Below are 13,835 nucleotides of genomic sequence, written 5' to 3' on the forward strand. Positions count from 1 at the left end.
GTGCGCCCATGTAGGGCCGAAGCATCACGGGAGACCTTCAGATGAGCCACGTCACCTACAAGATCGTCCAACACGAGGACGGCTGGGCCTACACGGTGGACGGCTCCTATTCCGAGACCTTCCGGAGCCACGACCAGGCGCTGGCGGCGGCCCGGCGCGCGGCGGGCGAGCAACGGGTCTCCGGCGACACCCATGGCATCGTCTACGAGGACGCCGCCGGCGTGGTCCACGAGGAACTGTCCGAAGGCGCCGACCGGCCCGAGACCGATGTGAGAGGCTAGCTAGTGTGCTGGATTTGAAGTTCGCCGCATTCACGGGCCATGCGCCGAGCGAACTTCAAATCCAAAAAGCACACTAGAAACGGACACTAGCGCGACCGGTTGTTCATCTCGTCGCCGGCGTCGGCGGGGAGGCGCAGGAACCAGAACAGCGAGAGCAGGGTCGCCGCCCCGATGATCGCGAAGGCCGGCGCGACCGCGGCGGCGGTCAGGTGGGTCTCGCCACGCGCGACCATCAGGAAGTGCAGTAGGGTGGCGGCCAGGCCGATGCTCACCGACTGCATGAACTGCTGGGCGATGGAGGCCGTGGTCGTGCCGCGGCTCATCTGCGCCTGCTCCAGGTCGGCGTAGGCCATGCCGTTCAGGCTGGTGAACTGCAGCGAGCGGAAGAAGCCGCCCACCGCCAGCGCCACCATGATCAGCCAGTGCGGGGTGTCCAGCTTGAAGAGGGCGTAGACCATGAAGGTCGCGCTGCAGATCACCCCGTTGACGATCAGCACGGTGCGGAAGCCGAACCGGCGCAGGATCGGCGGGGCCGTCGTCTTCATGACCAGGGCGCCGACCGCGGAGATGAAGGTCATCAGGCCGGCGGCGAACGCGGTCATCCCGAAGCCCACCTGCAGCAGCATGGCCAGCAGGAACGGCGTCGCGCCCGGCACCAGGCGGAAGAAGGCGCCGCCCAGCACCGAGGCCTGGAAGGTGGGGATGCGGAAGATGGAAAGGTCGATGATCGCGTGCGGATTGTTGCGCGCGTGCGACCAGTACAGGCCGAGACAGGCCAGGCCGCCGGCGAACAGGCCCGCGACGGCGACGGGCGGCATCGCCTCGCGGCCGAGGTTCTCGAAACCGAAGATCAGGCCGGCGAGGCCGAAGCCGGTGAGCAGGATCCCCCGCCAGTCGATCGGCGAGACCGCCTGCTCCTTCACGTTCGGCACGAAGGCCCGGACCAGGGCGACGCCGGCGATGGCGATCGGGAGGTTGAGGAAGAAGATCCAGCGCCAGCTCACGAAGGTGACGATGGCGCCGCCCAGCACCGGGCCGACCACCGGGCCGAGCAGGGCCGGCATGGTCACCACCGACATGGCGCCGACGAGCTCGTTCTTGGGCGTGGTGCGCAGGAGGACCAGGCGGCCCACTGGCCCCATCATCGCCCCGGCGCAGCCTTGCGCGAGGCGGAAGGCGACCAGCTGCGGCAGGCTGTTGGCGAAGCCACAGGCCGCTGACGCGGTCGCATAGAGCACCATGGCGATCATCAGGATGCGCTTGGCGCCGAAGCGGTCGGCCAGCCAGCCGGAGATCGGCAGGAACACCGCCGAGGCCAGCAGGTACATGGTGATGGCGAGGTTGAGCCTGAGCGGCTCGACGTGCAGCGCGCGGGCCATGGCCGGCAGGGCGTTGTTGATCGAGGTGGCGTTCAGCGTCTGCATCAGCAGGGCAGAGCCGATGATCGCCGGGACCACCCAGCCGCGCAGGGCGGCGTCCTTGCCCTCGTTCAGGATCGCGGCGGCGTCGGCGCCCGGCTCGTCCAGGATGTCGCCCGCCAGGACCTCTTCGGCGCGGGTGCTCATGCCTCGAGGCTCACCAGCTTCAGGAGCGGGGCGGCGGCCTCGGCGAGGCGGGCGCGCTCTTCCGGGGTCAGGCGCACCAGGCGCGCGGCCAGCCAGTCGTTGCGGTGGCGGCGGAGGGCTTCGAGCTTGCGCGCACCGGCCGGGGTCGCGGTCAGGCCCTGGCGGCGGCCGTCCTCGACGTCGTCCGCGCGGCTTAGCCAGCCGGCGGCTTCGAGGCGCTTGACGTGGCTCGACATGGTCGGCCGCGAGATCTGGTCGACGTCGGCGAGCTCGCTCACCCCCACGCCGGGGTGCTTCTTGATGTGGCCGAGGATCAGGGCGTCCTGAGCGGAGAGCCCGACCTTCTGCGCCTCCTGGCGCAGCTTGCGCGAGACACGCAGCAGGGGCCCGCGCAGGGCCTCGGCGAGGGCGGAAACGTCGAGGGATTCTGCCGGTCGGGCGGACATTCGAGCTTGCCGTAAATAGTTAGGTTGTCGAACTATCTATAGCGGACGACGCCCGGATGATCAAGGTCTGGGGGAGCCGGTTCGGATCAGCGGCCGCTCGAACCATCGTCGGCGGATTCGCCACGGTCCAGCGGTCTGGCGTCCCAGACAGAGGGCGTATCGGGGGCGACGGCGACGTCCTCGACCGGCGGCCCGGTCTCGGCGCGCTTGCCGGCCTCGACCCGGGCGGTGGCCATCTCCGCCGGCAGCGGATCCGCCGGCTTGGCCAGGAATCGGGCGCGAACCAACTGGTCGGGGTCCGGCTCGTAGTGGGCTTCGTCGCGGCGGTTGCCGGTTGCGACGGGTTCGTCAGCAGTCATGGCTCGCCTCCGCCCGGAAGAAGTCACGGGCGGAGGCGAGGTTCCTTGAAGGGGCTAGAGAACGCCCAGCATCTCCGCGACCAGGGGGTGGCGGACGATGTCGCGGTCGGCGAGGCGGACGACGGCGATGTTGGCGATGGCTTCCAGCTTGTCGGCGACCGGCCTGAGGCCCGAGAGCTCAGGGATCAGGTCCGACTGGTTGGGGTCGCCGGTGACCACCATGGTGGAGTGCCAGCCCAGGCGGGTCAGCAGCATCTTCAACTGCACGTAGGTGCAGTTCTGCGCCTCGTCGATCACCACGAAGGCGTTGTTCAGCGTACGGCCGCGCATGAAGCCCACCGGGGCGATCTCGATGGCGCCCTCGGCCATCAGCGCCCGGACCCGCTTCATCGAGAGCCGGTCGGAGAGCGCGTCGTAGAGCGGGCGCAGGTAGGGGGCGAGCTTGTCCTCCGCGTCGCCCGGCAGGTAGCCGATGCTCTCGCCGGCCTCGACGGCGGGACGGGAGAGCACGATGCGCCCGACGCTGCCGCTCTCCAGCGCTTCGACGGCCTTGGCGATGGCGAGATAGTTCTTGCCGGTGCCCGCCGGGCCCAGCGCCATGACCAGGTTCTTGGCGTCGATGGCCTTGATCAGCTCCTCCTGGCCCGGGGATTTCGCCTTGATGGTCTTGAGGTAGCCCTGCTCACGCTCGTCGTTGGAATTGTGATGCGCCAGCGGCGACCAGCCCCGGTCCCGGTCGAGCGGCAGCCGGCGGATCTTATCGTCACCGGCAAACTGGCCGGCGTCGAACGCGCCTTCGCGCAGCTGTCGCTTCTGGGCTCGCTTGGTCATCAACAGCCTCCGTGGGGGCAAGAAAAAAGGGCGTCTCCGCAATGGAGCGCCCTTGGATGGTCGGGAGTGAATCGAAGCAGGCGGCGTGCGCGGCCCGGGGGCTCTTCCCGGGAAGCCGGTCCGGATCCGAAGGTCCGGGAGGACAACACACTCAGCGCCATCAACTCCGTCCAGCGCGAGACACGGACCGAATGCTCGGCCCGCAGCGGATTTCGGGAAGGGTATCGCCCTCTCGAATCGCCCGACTAGAATGATCCTAACTTGGTTTCGTAAGTGTTAAATGGACCGATTGTCGCAAGAAACGGGGTGTTCGGATGAGTGTCTACAACTTGGGCAGTGTGACACCTGAATTACCAAACGATGACGAATACTGGATTGCGCCCAGCGCTTCGGTTATGGGCCGAGTGATTCTCAAGAAGAACGCCTCCATCTGGTGGGGCGCGACCCTGCGCGGCGACAACGATCCGATCATCGTCGGCGAGAATTCCAACGTCCAGGACGGCTCGGTCCTGCACACCGACACCGGCTCGCCGCTGACCATCGGGGCCAATGTGACGGTCGGGCACATGGTGATGCTGCACGGGTGTTCGATCGGCGACAACTCGCTGGTGGGCATCGGCTCGATCGTCCTGAACGGGGCGCGGATCGGGAAGAACTGCCTGATCGGGGCGGGCTGCCTGATCACCGAGGGCAAGCAAATTCCGGACAACTCCCTGGTGATGGGCGCGCCGGGCAAGGTGGTGCGCGAGATATCTCCCGAGCAGGCGATGATGCTGGCCGGCGGGGCGATGCACTACGTAGAGAACTGGAAGCGGTACCGGCGGGAGTTGCGGGAAGCTTGACGGACGTGGGGGCGCCTGCCCAGCCTCTCGGCAAACGGGAGGACGCCATGGCCTATGAGTTCATCAAGGTGGAGCGCGAGGGGCCGGTCACGACGGTGATCCTCAACCGGCCGGAGGTGATGAATGCGCTGCACTCGCCGGCGCATTTCGAACTGGCCGAGGCCTTCGACGCCTTCGCCGCCGATCCCGAGCAGTGGGTGGCCATCGTCACCGGGGCGGGGGAGCGGGCGTTCTCCGCCGGCAACGACCTCAAACACCAGGCGGGCGGCGGCAAGATGGGGAGCCCGCCATCGGGGTTCGCGGGGCTGACCTCGCGGTTCGACCTCACCAAGCCCTTGATCGCGGCGGTGAACGGCGTGGCGATGGGCGGCGGCTTCGAGATCGCGCTCGCCTGCGACATCATCGTGGCCTCGGAGGCCGCGGTCTTCGCCCTGCCGGAACCCAGGGTGGGGCTGGCGGCCCTGGCCGGCGGGCTGCATCGGCTGCCGCGGGCCATCGGGACTAGGCGGGCCATGGGCATGATCCTGACCGGCCGGCGGGTTTCGGCGGCGGAGGGGCTGGAACTGGGCTTCGTGAACGAGGTCGCGGCGCCGGGCGAGCTGATGGCGGCGGCCAAGCGCTGGGCGGCGCAGATCGTGGAGCTCTCGCCCATGTCGATCCGGGCCTCAAAGGAGGCTGTCTACCAGGGGCTCGATGAGCCGACCCTGGAGGCCGCGATCAAGGGGCAGAACCACTACCCCGCGGTGGCGGCGCTCTTCGGGTCCGAGGACTTCGTGGAGGGGCCGCTGGCGTTCTCGCAGAAGCGACCGCCGCAGTGGAAGGGGCGGTGAGCGGCCCTTGACGACGAGAACAAAAGGAGATCATCTGTTCCCCCAACAGTGAAGCTTGGGGGAAGAGATGGGTGGGGTTCTGAAGTATCTTTCATTCCGGGGGCGGGCCAACCGGAAGCGGTATTGGCTGACGAGCTTGGCGCTCTTTGGCATCTTCCTTCTCAGTATGGCCGTGACGTCCGGGGTCAGCGGCCTTCTTCCCTTCGGCGGGGTACTCCTCCTGCCGTTGGTCGTCGGGTACTTTGTGGCGGCTTTTGCCACTGCGGCCCGTCGGCTCCATGACAGAAACAAGTCCGCATGGTGGCTACTCTTGCTGCTTCTGCTGCCTGTGGTTCTATCGATTCCGGCCGAACTCGCGAGCTACAGCGACGATGCGGGATTCAAGGCCGTGGCCGCTCTCCTGGCCTTGATAGGTCTGCCATTCAGCATTTGGGCCTTCGTCGAGTTGGGGTGCCTGAAGGGGACTGCCGGGCCCAACAAGTACGGCGACGATCCGCTCGAGCCGCAGGTGCAAGAGGTCTTCGCCTAGGCGCTTGCCAGAACCTGACGCTGGCGTCAGGTTTGGGGCATGGAACATTACGACTACATCATCATCGGCGCCGGTTCGGCGGGGTGCGTGCTGGCCAATCGGCTGAGCGAGGACGCGGACAAGCGGGTGCTGTTGCTGGAGGCGGGCGGCAAGGACAGCTCGCTGATGATCAAGATGCCGGCCGGCGTCGGCGGACTGATCGGCAAGGCGGGGCCGCAGAACTGGGGGTTCTGGACCGAGCCGGAGCCGAACCTGGAGGGCCGCAAGCTGTGGTGGCCCAGGGGCAAGGGCTGGGGCGGATCGTCCTCGATCAACGGCATGGTCTACATCCGCGGGCATGCGCGCGACTACGACCAGTGGCGGCAGATGGGGCTGCCCGGCTGGGCCTACGCGGACGTGCTGCCCTATTTCAAGCGCTCGGAGAGCTTCGAGGGCGGGCAGGATCCGTGGCACGGCGGCGACGGGCCGCTGAAGGTCTCACGGGCCGCCACGCCGAACCCGATCTATTCGGCGACGATCGAGGCGGGGGCGCAGGCCGGCTATCCGCTGACCAATGACTTCAACAGCTTCCAGCAGGAGGGCTTCGGGCCCTACCAGCTGACCATCCACGACGGGCAGCGGTGGAGCGCCGCGCGGGGTTATCTGCATCCGGCGCTGAAGCGGCCGAACCTGACCTGCCTGACGGGGGCCAGGACGACGCGGATCATCGTCGAGAACGGCCGGGCGGTCGGCGTCGAGATCCATGACGAGAAGACCAAGGCCAGGCGGATTATCCATGCGGACGCCGAGGTGCTGCTGTGCGCCGGCGCGGTGCAGTCGCCGCACATCCTGCAGCTTTCGGGCATTGGCGATCCGGAGGAGCTGACGGCGCACGGCGTGCCGGTGGTCCATGCGCTGAAGGGTGTGGGGGCGAACCTGCAGGACCACCTGGACGTGACGCTATCCTGGGTCTGCCCGCAGCCGATCACCGCCTATTCCATGCGCAAGGGCCTGATCAAGACGCTGGGCGTCGGCTTGAACTACATGCTGTTCGGCAAGGGGGCGGGGCGGCAGAACTTCCTGGAATCGGGCGCCTTCCTGCGCTCGCGGCCCGATCTCGACCGGCCGGACCTGCAGATCCACACGGTGCTGGCGATCATGCAGGACCACGGCAAGGTCTCGGTGCCAAAGGACGGCTTCACCTTCCACGTCTGTCAGCTAAGACCCGAGAGTCGGGGCAGGGTGGGGCTGAAGTCGGCCGACCCGCTGGCCGACCCGGCGATCTTCGCGAACTATCTCTCCGCGGAGGAGGACCGCCGGGCGATCCGCGAGGGCGTCAAGATGCTGCGCAAGGTCGCCGCCCAGGCCGCGCTCGATCCGTACCGCTCGGAAGAGTACTCGCCCGGCGAGGCGGTGCAGACCGACGCCGAGATCGACGCCTGGATCCGGAAGACCGGCGAGACGATCTACCACCCGGTGGGCAGCTGCCGGATGGGCGCCGCGGGCGACCCGATGGCGGTGGTCGACGCCGAATGCCGGGTGCAGGGACTTAGCGGCCTGCGGGTTGTCGACGCCTCGGTGATGCCGACGCTGGTCGGCGGCAACACGAATGCGCCGACCATCATGATCGCCGAGAAGATCTCCGACGCCATCCGCTGCCGGCCCGCCTTGGCGCCGGAGGACGCGGCGATCCACGAGGACGAGCTGGCGGCGGCCTGAGCCCCGCCATCGCGCACGTTCGACGTGTCCCGCGAGGTTGGCTAACGCCCGGCGTAAGACACGCCCCCGGGGGTATTCCGCTTGTTTCAAAACGCGCACTTTGATCGGGTCCGTCAAATGTTCGTCGACCAGTTCGAGCCGGACGGGACCAGCTATGTCTATCGGAAGAGTTCGAAGGGGGCCGCGATCCGGGTGAGCGCGGAGGAACGCGACGCGTTCATCGCTGATTTCAACCGCAACCTCGGCCGGTTGTACTGGGGTCTGTTGGTTGGGACTGTCGTCTTCGTCCTTCCGCTTACGATATGGGTGGCGATGCAGGACGGTGAGCTGAGCCAATGGTCAATATATGCGGGCCTGGGCGTTGTCCTGGCGCTCTACATGCTGGGCTGGCAACAGGCGTGGAACGCGCCGGCCCGGAAGCTCGCGACGCGCTCCACAGTCGCTCCAGAGCGGTCTAGGGATGAATTCGCCGCGTGATACTGCAGCGATTGACCTGGGGATATCTCGGCGGATCGGCCGCTAGCCTCTCCGTTGGCATGGTGGCCCTGAGCAGGCGGGTTAATTTGCTGGCGGGTTGGAACAGGATTTGGTTGGTCGTGGGGGCCCTCGTCTTGCTGGGCCTCGCCCGTCAGGCGTTCCGAAAATGGCGATTCGAACGGTCGGCTCGGCCTAACTAGCCGCGACACTTGGATCCGCAAGATCGGCGAGGCGATCCATCACCCGATGGTACTGTCCCATGGCGGTGGTTGACGCCGAGGGCAGGGTTCAGGGCTGCGGGGCGTCGACGCCTCGTGCGGACCCTGGTGGGTGGCAGCACCAGCGCGCCGACCGTCGCGCGGAAAGGGCAGCGCGACCCCTCATCCGTCAGCCTGCGGCTGCCACCTTCTCCCACAAGGGGAGAAGCGACAGGTTCTTCCCTACTTCTCCGGCTTCACCTCGAGCTTGAAGGCCTTGTTGTCCTTCAGGACCAGCTCGGCGGCGTGTTTGACGTCGGCCGCGGTGACCTGCTCGGTGCCCGGGATGATGTGGCGGATGAAGTCGAGCTTACGCGGCTCGGCCTGGGCCCCGGAGAGCTCGGACAGCCAGTACTGGTTGGTGACGCGGGAGCGCTCCAGGCGGTCGATGCGGGGCTTCTTGGCGCGCGCCAGTTCGTCCGGCGTGACATCCTTGGTGCGCAGGTCGGCCGCGATCTTGGCGACGTCGTTGTAGAAGCCGCCGAGCTTGGCGGGCGGCACCTCGACGCTGGCGGCCAGATAGCCCCAGCCGGTCCAGGTCAGGCTATGGGCGTAGCTCACCGAGGGCGAATAGGTGACGCCCTGGGCCTCGCGCAGTTCATCGATCAGCCGCAGGCCCAAGACCTCGCCCAGGATGTCGGTTTCCAGCGCCTGCTGCGGATTGGCCCAGAGGTCGTTGGTGGGCCAGGCGACGTAGCCGATGGCTTGGTCGGTCCGGCCCTTGTGGGTCAGGTCCACCGGCTGGGCGGTGGCGGCCGGGAAGGGGACGAGGCGCTGGCCGGCGGGGACCGGCGCCGGCGTCTGGCGGGCGGGCAGCGAGCCGAAGGTGCGGGCGACCGCGTCGACCGCCTTGTCGACGGTGATGTCGCCCACGATCACCACCTCGAGTGGATCTTTCGCAAGGTGCGGGGCGACCTGGGCCTCCAGATCCGCCGGCTGGGCCTTGGCGATGTCGTCGCGGCTGGGGAAGGTGAAGCGCCGGTCGCCGCCGTGCAGCAGGCCGGAGAGCTCGCGGCTCATCACCCCGCCGTCGGTGCCCTCCATCTGCTCGTGGACGGTCTTGCCGGCGGTCTGCTGCCGTTTGAAGGCTTCCGTGCGCCAGCCCGGATCGGCCACGTAGGCCGTGAGCACCTGCATCTCCGTCGGCAGGTCGCCGGTGCGGGTGGAGCCGGAGAGCACGAAGGCGTCCTCGCCGACCGCGAAGCGCGCGCCGTAGACCTTGTCGGCCAACACCCGCTCGGTGTCCTCGTTGTCGATCTGCTTGAGGCCGCCCTCCGTAAAGGCGTTGCCGAACCAGGCGAGGCTCTGGCGATCCTTGGGCAGGTCCTGCAGGCCGTTTCCGATGTTGACCCGGACCAGCACCTCGTCGTCGCGGAACTTGGTGGGCTTCACGGTCAGGCGCACGCCGTTCTCGAAGCGCACGAAAACAGTGTCGAGGTCGGCGACCTCCTTGGTCTCGACGACCTTGCCGGGCGTGCCGAAGCTCGCATAGGGCCAGACGACCTCGTGTGGCGCGGCCGGCGCGGCGACGGCGACCTTCTGGGTGGAGGCGTATTCGGACAGGATCGCCTGTTCGCCGCCCGGCACCGGTTTGGGCGAGGACATGAACACCAACGGCCCTTCGCCGGCGAAGCTCGCCTTGAGCGCCGAGGAGACCGCGTCGGCCTTCAGCCCCTTCACGGTAGCCTCGAAGAAGGCGAGGTCCTCGGCGGGATTGGTGACCACTTCCTGGTCGCCGACGGAGCCCACGATCTCGTCGGCGATCTGGGCGGGGCGGCGGGTGGCGGCGCCGGCGACGGCGGCCTGGGCCGAGGCGCGCACCTCGGCGATCTCGCGATCGAGCTCGTCCTGGCGCACGCCGTACTGCACGGCGCGGCGCTCTTCCTGATCGACGGAGGCCAGGGCCTCACGCCAGCCGTCGGGCTGAGCGATCAGGTTCAGCATGGTGACCTCGGCCGAATGACCCTGGTCGGTCTTGAAGGCGCCGGCGGCGATGAACGGCGGGTGGGGCGAGCGGCTAAGCGCCGAGAGCCGGCGGTTGAGGACCGCGAAGCCGAGCCCTTCGACGACATCGCTCCGGCGCTTGGCGAGGCGGTCGGGCCGCAGGTCCGGCGGCCGCACCCAGGTGACCTGCAGGCCGAGCGGCGCGCCCGGCTCGACGAGCAGCCTGGCGTCGGTCTTGCGCGGTTTGATCTTGCCGAGGTCGGGCTCGGGGCCGGCCGGGCCGTTGGCCTTCCAGTCGCCGAAGCGGGCGCGGATCTTGGCCTCCATGGCGGCGGGGTCGAAGTCGCCCACCGCGACGATCGTCGCGCGCTCGGGGCGGTAGTAGTGGCGATAGAAGTCGGCGATCAGGTCGGCCGGCGCCTTCTGAATGATGTCGACCTTGCCGATCGGCTCGCGGTCCGGCATTCGCTGGCCGGCCAGCAGGTATTCCAGGCGCGACTTGTAGACCCGGTAAGCTGGGCTGTCGCTGGCGCGCTCCTCCGACAGAATCACCCCGCGCTCGCGGTCGACAGCGGCCTGCGCGATGGTCAGTTCGGAGGCCGCCTCGCGCAGCAGCTTCAGCGAGGTGTCGACCGTGTCCTCGTCGGTCTTCGGCAGGTCGAGCTTGTAGACCGTCTGGTCGAAACCGGTCTGGGCGTTGGTGTCGGCGCCGAAGGCCAGGCCCAGGCGCTCGAGGATCTTGACCATCTCGCCCTCTGGCACGGCCTTGGAACCGTTGAAGGCCATGTGCTCGAGGAAGTGGGCGAGGCCCTGCTGGGCGTCGGTCTCCATCAGCGAGCCGGCGTCGAAACGCAGGCGCAGCGCCGCTTCGCCAGCGGGGATCGTCTGGCGCCGGATGGCGAAGCGCATGCCATTGGGCAGCGAACCGAAGCGGATGTCCGGATCGGCGGGCACGTCGGAGTGCGCCTGCGGCCATTCGCCGGGCGCGAGCTTCTGCGGTGCGGCCTGCGCCTCGGCGCCGAATTTCGGCAGGTGCGGCAGGCCGACCGCAAGGGCGAAACTGGAGGTGGTCAGCGAGAGCGCGACGGCAAGCGCCAGGCTCGCGCGCAGGGTACGGATCATAGAAAAGTCCTGATGGCGTCCGACAAGGGCCCGCACCATCGCCAAGCCAAGTGGCGGCGGCAAGGCAAGACGGCGCCGCAGTCGCGCATCTGCGTCAAAGCGCCTAAATGAGGCCGATGACCGAATCGCCATTCGAAGAGACCCCGCCGCAGCAGAAACCCGATGGTCGGCCTGTGCGCGAGCCGGTGTTCAACGCGCCCTGGCAGGCCGTGGCGGTCACCATCCTGATCGTCGGCGGCTATGCGATCCAGAGACAATTTCCGGTGGACGCCATCGAGAACGCCTACGCCTTCGCGCCGGCGAACCTGGTTCCCGGGCGCTGGGAGACGGTGATCACCGCCATCTTCCTGCACGGCGGCTGGGCGCATGCGATGATGAACGGCGCCTTCGCGCTCGCCTTCTCGACGCCGCTCGCCAGGCTGTTCGGACCGAAGCTGGAGGGCGGCCTGCTGTTCTTCAGCTTCTATCTGCTGACCGGCGTGCTGGCGAACCTGGGCTTCGCGGCGGTCCATCCGGGGAGCCCGGCGCTGATCGTGGGCGCTTCCGGCGCGGTCTCCGGCCTGATGGGGGCCTCGGCGCGGCTGATCGGGGGAGGCGGCCGGCCGGGGCCGATGTTCTCCAAGCCGGTGATCAGTATGGGCGCCGCGTGGCTGATCATCAACGCCATCATCGCCCTGGTCGGCGGCTCGTTCCTGCCGGGCGCCGGCAGCGCGGGCGTCGCCTGGGAGGCGCACCTGGTGGGTTTCGCCGCGGGCGTACTGCTGATCGGCCCGTTCGCCCGGCTCGCGCCGCACGGCGAGGGACCCCAGCCCTCTCCCTGAGCGTTTCTCACGTGCGCGTGCATTGAAGCGCCCGCCGTTCTGGGCGACGCTGTTCGCTCAGTTAAAGAGAGAGAGAGAGAGAGCGAGGGACATCCGATGCTTGTCTCGCAGATCCTGAGGACCAAGGGCGACACCGTGTTCACGGTCGGCCCGAGCGAAACCATCTCCGCGGTGGCGGCGCTGCTGCATTCCAGGCGGGTCGGGGCGCTGGTCGTGCTCGACGCCGAGCGGGTGGTGGGGATCGTCTCCGAGCGTGACGTGGTGCGCGCCCTGGCCGAGAGCGGGGCCGTGGCGCTCGGCCAGGCGGTGTCCGGCGTCATGACCCGCGACGTGCTGTTCGCCCAGCCGGGCGAGACCGTGGATTCGCTTTTGACCCGGATGACCGACCGGCGCATCCGCCACCTGCCGGTGTGCCAGAAGGAGCGGCTGGTGGGCATCGTTTCCATCGGCGACCTGGTGAAGTCGAAGATTTCCGAGGTGGAAGCCGAGGCCGACGGGCTGAAGGCCTATATCGCGGCGAGTTGACCCGTGGAATCGCCGCCGGCCGACGCCGCGGCGTCGGCCAGGGTGTAGCCTTCCAGCACCTCGGCCGTGGCGTCTCGGGCCCTGAGCAGGGCTTCGCGCAGGGTGCAGAGGTCGCGGTCCGGGCAATCGTCGCACTTGCGGAAGTTGAGCGCGGGGCTGACGCACGGCGCCAGCGCCAGCGGCCCGTCGACCACGCGGATCACTGCGGCGAAGCTGATCTCCGAGGCGGGCCGCGCGAGCGTATAGCCGCCGAACTTGCCGCGGCGGCTGGTGACCAGCCGGTTGCGGGAAAGTTCCAGCAGGATGGCTTCCAGGAACTTGCGCGGCGCGTCGGCGCGTAAGGCGAGCTCGCCTGCGGTGAGTTGGCCGCCCTCGGCGCGGGCCAGCTCGACGAGCGCGCGCAGCGCGTACCTGGCCTTTTGCGATAGCATCGCGCCTCCGTGGCGTCCTTCATACAAGCCGCGGGGGTGGGGGGAAGGCAAGGCAATCTACAGGGGAATTTCACTCCGCCGACAGACGGTGATTGACAGGCGCAGGCGCCGCCCCTAGATAGCGCCTCCCGCTCGGGCGGGGCCAGTTCCAGGCGGTCGGGAAGCGGGTAACAAGCCCCTTGCTTTTCTCCTGGGAATGGATATTTTCCCGAGCCTCAATCGAATCGCTACCGACTGTATGAGGGTTGCCCCTCGGCGGCCCGGTGTGGTTTTTGCGCCGTTTTCCGGAGCGATCCGGGGTGTGACGCGAAAGTCCGAAAGGACCGATTGACACCTAAGAGACCGGCAACTAGATAGCCGCCTCCGCCGCCCACCGGCGCTAAACAGTGGGGTCGGCGAAAGTCGATCGGGTCTTTGACATCGTTGAATTGGAAAGAGAAACGCAGGCGGCGGTGTCCTGGCGATTGTCCTAACCAGACAATCTCGACACTGACGAAATCTGCGGTCTCTTGAAGACACACCATGAATATCAATTCCCTTGGGCTTCGGCCTTTGGGCATCGATGTGAATGGGAACTCGTCAAGAACTAAAGATGACTATGCCAGTCAGTATCTTCGGATACTGAGGACGTTAGGTCAGTGCTCAACTCAACCTGAGAGTTTGATCCTGGCTCAGAGCGAACGCTGGCGGCAGGCCTAATACATGCAAGTCGAGCGCACCTTCGGGTGAGCGGCGGACGGGTGAGTAACGCGTGGGAATATGCCCTTTGGTACGGAACAACTGAGGGAAACTTCAGCTAATACCGTATGAGCCCCCCTTCTTAGCGGGAGGGGTGGGAAAGATTTATCGCCATTGGAGCGGCCCGCGTTGGATTAGC

14 protein-coding genes and 1 rRNA gene are annotated in these 13,835 nt (G+C 67.6%); 9 read left to right on the forward strand and 6 right to left on the reverse strand.

Translation table 11 applies throughout. The features are described from left to right. Positions 1 to 41 precede the first annotated feature (41 nt). Positions 42 to 281, forward strand: coding sequence for a DUF2188 domain-containing protein (locus tag JWP28_RS18920; RefSeq protein WP_299545396.1), 240 nt, complete (start codon positions 42 to 44; stop codon positions 279 to 281). 86 nt (positions 282 to 367) lie between these two features. Here the strand turns inward: JWP28_RS18920 and JWP28_RS18925 are convergent, their stop codons facing one another. From JWP28_RS18925 to JWP28_RS18940, 4 genes are all read right to left on the reverse strand, one after another. Beyond that, complete coding sequence (locus JWP28_RS18925) at positions 368 to 1,846, reverse strand: MFS transporter (RefSeq protein WP_299545398.1); 1,479 nt, start codon at positions 1,844 to 1,846, stop codon at positions 368 to 370. After that, the gene (locus JWP28_RS18930) at positions 1,843 to 2,292 is read right to left on the reverse strand and encodes a MarR family transcriptional regulator (protein ID WP_299545400.1); all 450 of its coding nucleotides are present in this window, start codon (positions 2,290 to 2,292) and stop codon (positions 1,843 to 1,845) included. Before JWP28_RS18930 ends, JWP28_RS18925 begins: the two co-directional genes overlap by 4 nt. An 86-nt stretch (positions 2,293 to 2,378) precedes the next feature. After that, positions 2,379 to 2,651, reverse strand: coding sequence for a hypothetical protein (locus JWP28_RS18935; protein WP_299545402.1), 273 nt, complete (start codon positions 2,649 to 2,651; stop codon positions 2,379 to 2,381). 54 nt (positions 2,652 to 2,705) lie between these two features. Then, positions 2,706 to 3,482, reverse strand: coding sequence for a PhoH family protein (locus JWP28_RS18940; protein WP_299545404.1), 777 nt, complete (start codon positions 3,480 to 3,482; stop codon positions 2,706 to 2,708). A 314-nt stretch (positions 3,483 to 3,796) separates the two neighbouring features. Here JWP28_RS18940 and JWP28_RS18945 point away from each other — a divergent pair, with 314 nt between their 5' ends. The 5 genes from JWP28_RS18945 (at position 3,797) to JWP28_RS18965 (ending at position 7,858) form a co-directional block, all read left to right on the forward strand. Further along, entirely contained in the window at positions 3,797 to 4,324 is a 528-nt protein-coding gene (locus JWP28_RS18945; protein WP_299545406.1) for a gamma carbonic anhydrase family protein, read from the forward strand. Between the two features lie 47 nt (positions 4,325 to 4,371). Then, positions 4,372 to 5,154, forward strand: a complete 783-nt coding sequence (locus JWP28_RS18950; RefSeq protein WP_299545408.1) for an enoyl-CoA hydratase-related protein — start codon at positions 4,372 to 4,374, stop codon at positions 5,152 to 5,154. A 67-nt stretch (positions 5,155 to 5,221) separates the two neighbouring features. Beyond that, positions 5,222 to 5,683: a DUF805 domain-containing protein gene (locus tag JWP28_RS18955; RefSeq protein WP_299545410.1), complete on the forward strand. Its 462-nt coding sequence runs from the start codon at positions 5,222 to 5,224 to the stop codon at positions 5,681 to 5,683. 39 nt (positions 5,684 to 5,722) lie between these two features. Then, a complete protein-coding gene (locus tag JWP28_RS18960) occupies positions 5,723 to 7,381 on the forward strand; it encodes a choline dehydrogenase (protein WP_299545412.1) in 1,659 nt (552 codons plus the stop codon). 117 nt (positions 7,382 to 7,498) lie between these two features. Beyond that, a complete protein-coding gene (locus JWP28_RS18965) occupies positions 7,499 to 7,858 on the forward strand; it encodes a hypothetical protein (protein ID WP_299545414.1) in 360 nt (119 codons plus the stop codon). A 440-nt stretch (positions 7,859 to 8,298) separates the two neighbouring features. Here JWP28_RS18965 and JWP28_RS18970 read toward each other — a convergent pair whose 3' ends face one another. Then, the gene (locus JWP28_RS18970) at positions 8,299 to 11,181 is read right to left on the reverse strand and encodes a M16 family metallopeptidase (RefSeq protein ID WP_299545416.1); all 2,883 of its coding nucleotides are present in this window, start codon (positions 11,179 to 11,181) and stop codon (positions 8,299 to 8,301) included. Between the two features lie 116 nt (positions 11,182 to 11,297). On the opposite strand from JWP28_RS18970, the gene JWP28_RS18975 reads away from it, so the two are divergent. Further along, positions 11,298 to 12,002, forward strand: a complete 705-nt coding sequence (locus JWP28_RS18975; protein WP_299545418.1) for a rhomboid family intramembrane serine protease — start codon at positions 11,298 to 11,300, stop codon at positions 12,000 to 12,002. 96 nt (positions 12,003 to 12,098) lie between these two features. Continuing rightward, positions 12,099 to 12,527 (forward strand): CBS domain-containing protein, encoded by a 429-nt coding sequence (locus JWP28_RS18980; protein WP_299545420.1) that lies wholly within the window; start codon positions 12,099 to 12,101, stop codon positions 12,525 to 12,527. Here the strand turns inward: JWP28_RS18980 and JWP28_RS18985 are convergent. After that, positions 12,509 to 12,958 carry an Rrf2 family transcriptional regulator gene (locus JWP28_RS18985; RefSeq protein WP_299545422.1) on the reverse strand — a complete coding sequence of 150 codons (450 nt, stop codon included), beginning with the start codon at positions 12,956 to 12,958 and terminating at the stop codon, positions 12,509 to 12,511. The genes JWP28_RS18980 and JWP28_RS18985 overlap by 19 nt on opposite strands. Positions 12,959 to 13,606: 648 nt before the next feature. On the opposite strand from JWP28_RS18985, the gene JWP28_RS18990 reads away from it, so the two are divergent. Then, positions 13,607 to 13,835, forward strand: a 16S ribosomal RNA gene (locus tag JWP28_RS18990); the annotation flags it as partial.

Source organism: Phenylobacterium sp. (genome assembly GCF_028290885.1).
Classification (GTDB): Bacteria; Pseudomonadota; Alphaproteobacteria; order Caulobacterales; family Caulobacteraceae; genus Phenylobacterium.

Coding starts and splice junctions, on each gene's coding strand:
- JWP28_RS18985 (WP_299545422.1), bottom strand. CDS start 12,958: ATGCTATCGCAAAAGGCCAGGTACGCGCTGCGCGCGCTCGTCGAGCTG.
- JWP28_RS18930 (WP_299545400.1), bottom strand. CDS start 2,292: ATGTCCGCCCGACCGGCAGAATCCCTCGACGTTTCCGCCCTCGCCGAG.
- JWP28_RS18945 (WP_299545406.1), top strand. CDS start 3,797: ATGAGTGTCTACAACTTGGGCAGTGTGACACCTGAATTACCAAACGAT.
- JWP28_RS18975 (WP_299545418.1), top strand. CDS start 11,298: ATGACCGAATCGCCATTCGAAGAGACCCCGCCGCAGCAGAAACCCGAT.
- JWP28_RS18955 (WP_299545410.1), top strand. CDS start 5,222: ATGGGTGGGGTTCTGAAGTATCTTTCATTCCGGGGGCGGGCCAACCGG.
- JWP28_RS18980 (WP_299545420.1), top strand. CDS start 12,099: ATGCTTGTCTCGCAGATCCTGAGGACCAAGGGCGACACCGTGTTCACG.
- JWP28_RS18935 (WP_299545402.1), bottom strand. CDS start 2,651: ATGACTGCTGACGAACCCGTCGCAACCGGCAACCGCCGCGACGAAGCC.
- JWP28_RS18925 (WP_299545398.1), bottom strand. CDS start 1,846: ATGAGCACCCGCGCCGAAGAGGTCCTGGCGGGCGACATCCTGGACGAG.
- JWP28_RS18970 (WP_299545416.1), bottom strand. CDS start 11,181: ATGATCCGTACCCTGCGCGCGAGCCTGGCGCTTGCCGTCGCGCTCTCG.
- JWP28_RS18960 (WP_299545412.1), top strand. CDS start 5,723: ATGGAACATTACGACTACATCATCATCGGCGCCGGTTCGGCGGGGTGC.
- JWP28_RS18920 (WP_299545396.1), top strand. CDS start 42: ATGAGCCACGTCACCTACAAGATCGTCCAACACGAGGACGGCTGGGCC.
- JWP28_RS18940 (WP_299545404.1), bottom strand. CDS start 3,482: ATGACCAAGCGAGCCCAGAAGCGACAGCTGCGCGAAGGCGCGTTCGAC.
- JWP28_RS18950 (WP_299545408.1), top strand. CDS start 4,372: ATGGCCTATGAGTTCATCAAGGTGGAGCGCGAGGGGCCGGTCACGACG.
- JWP28_RS18965 (WP_299545414.1), top strand. CDS start 7,499: ATGTTCGTCGACCAGTTCGAGCCGGACGGGACCAGCTATGTCTATCGG.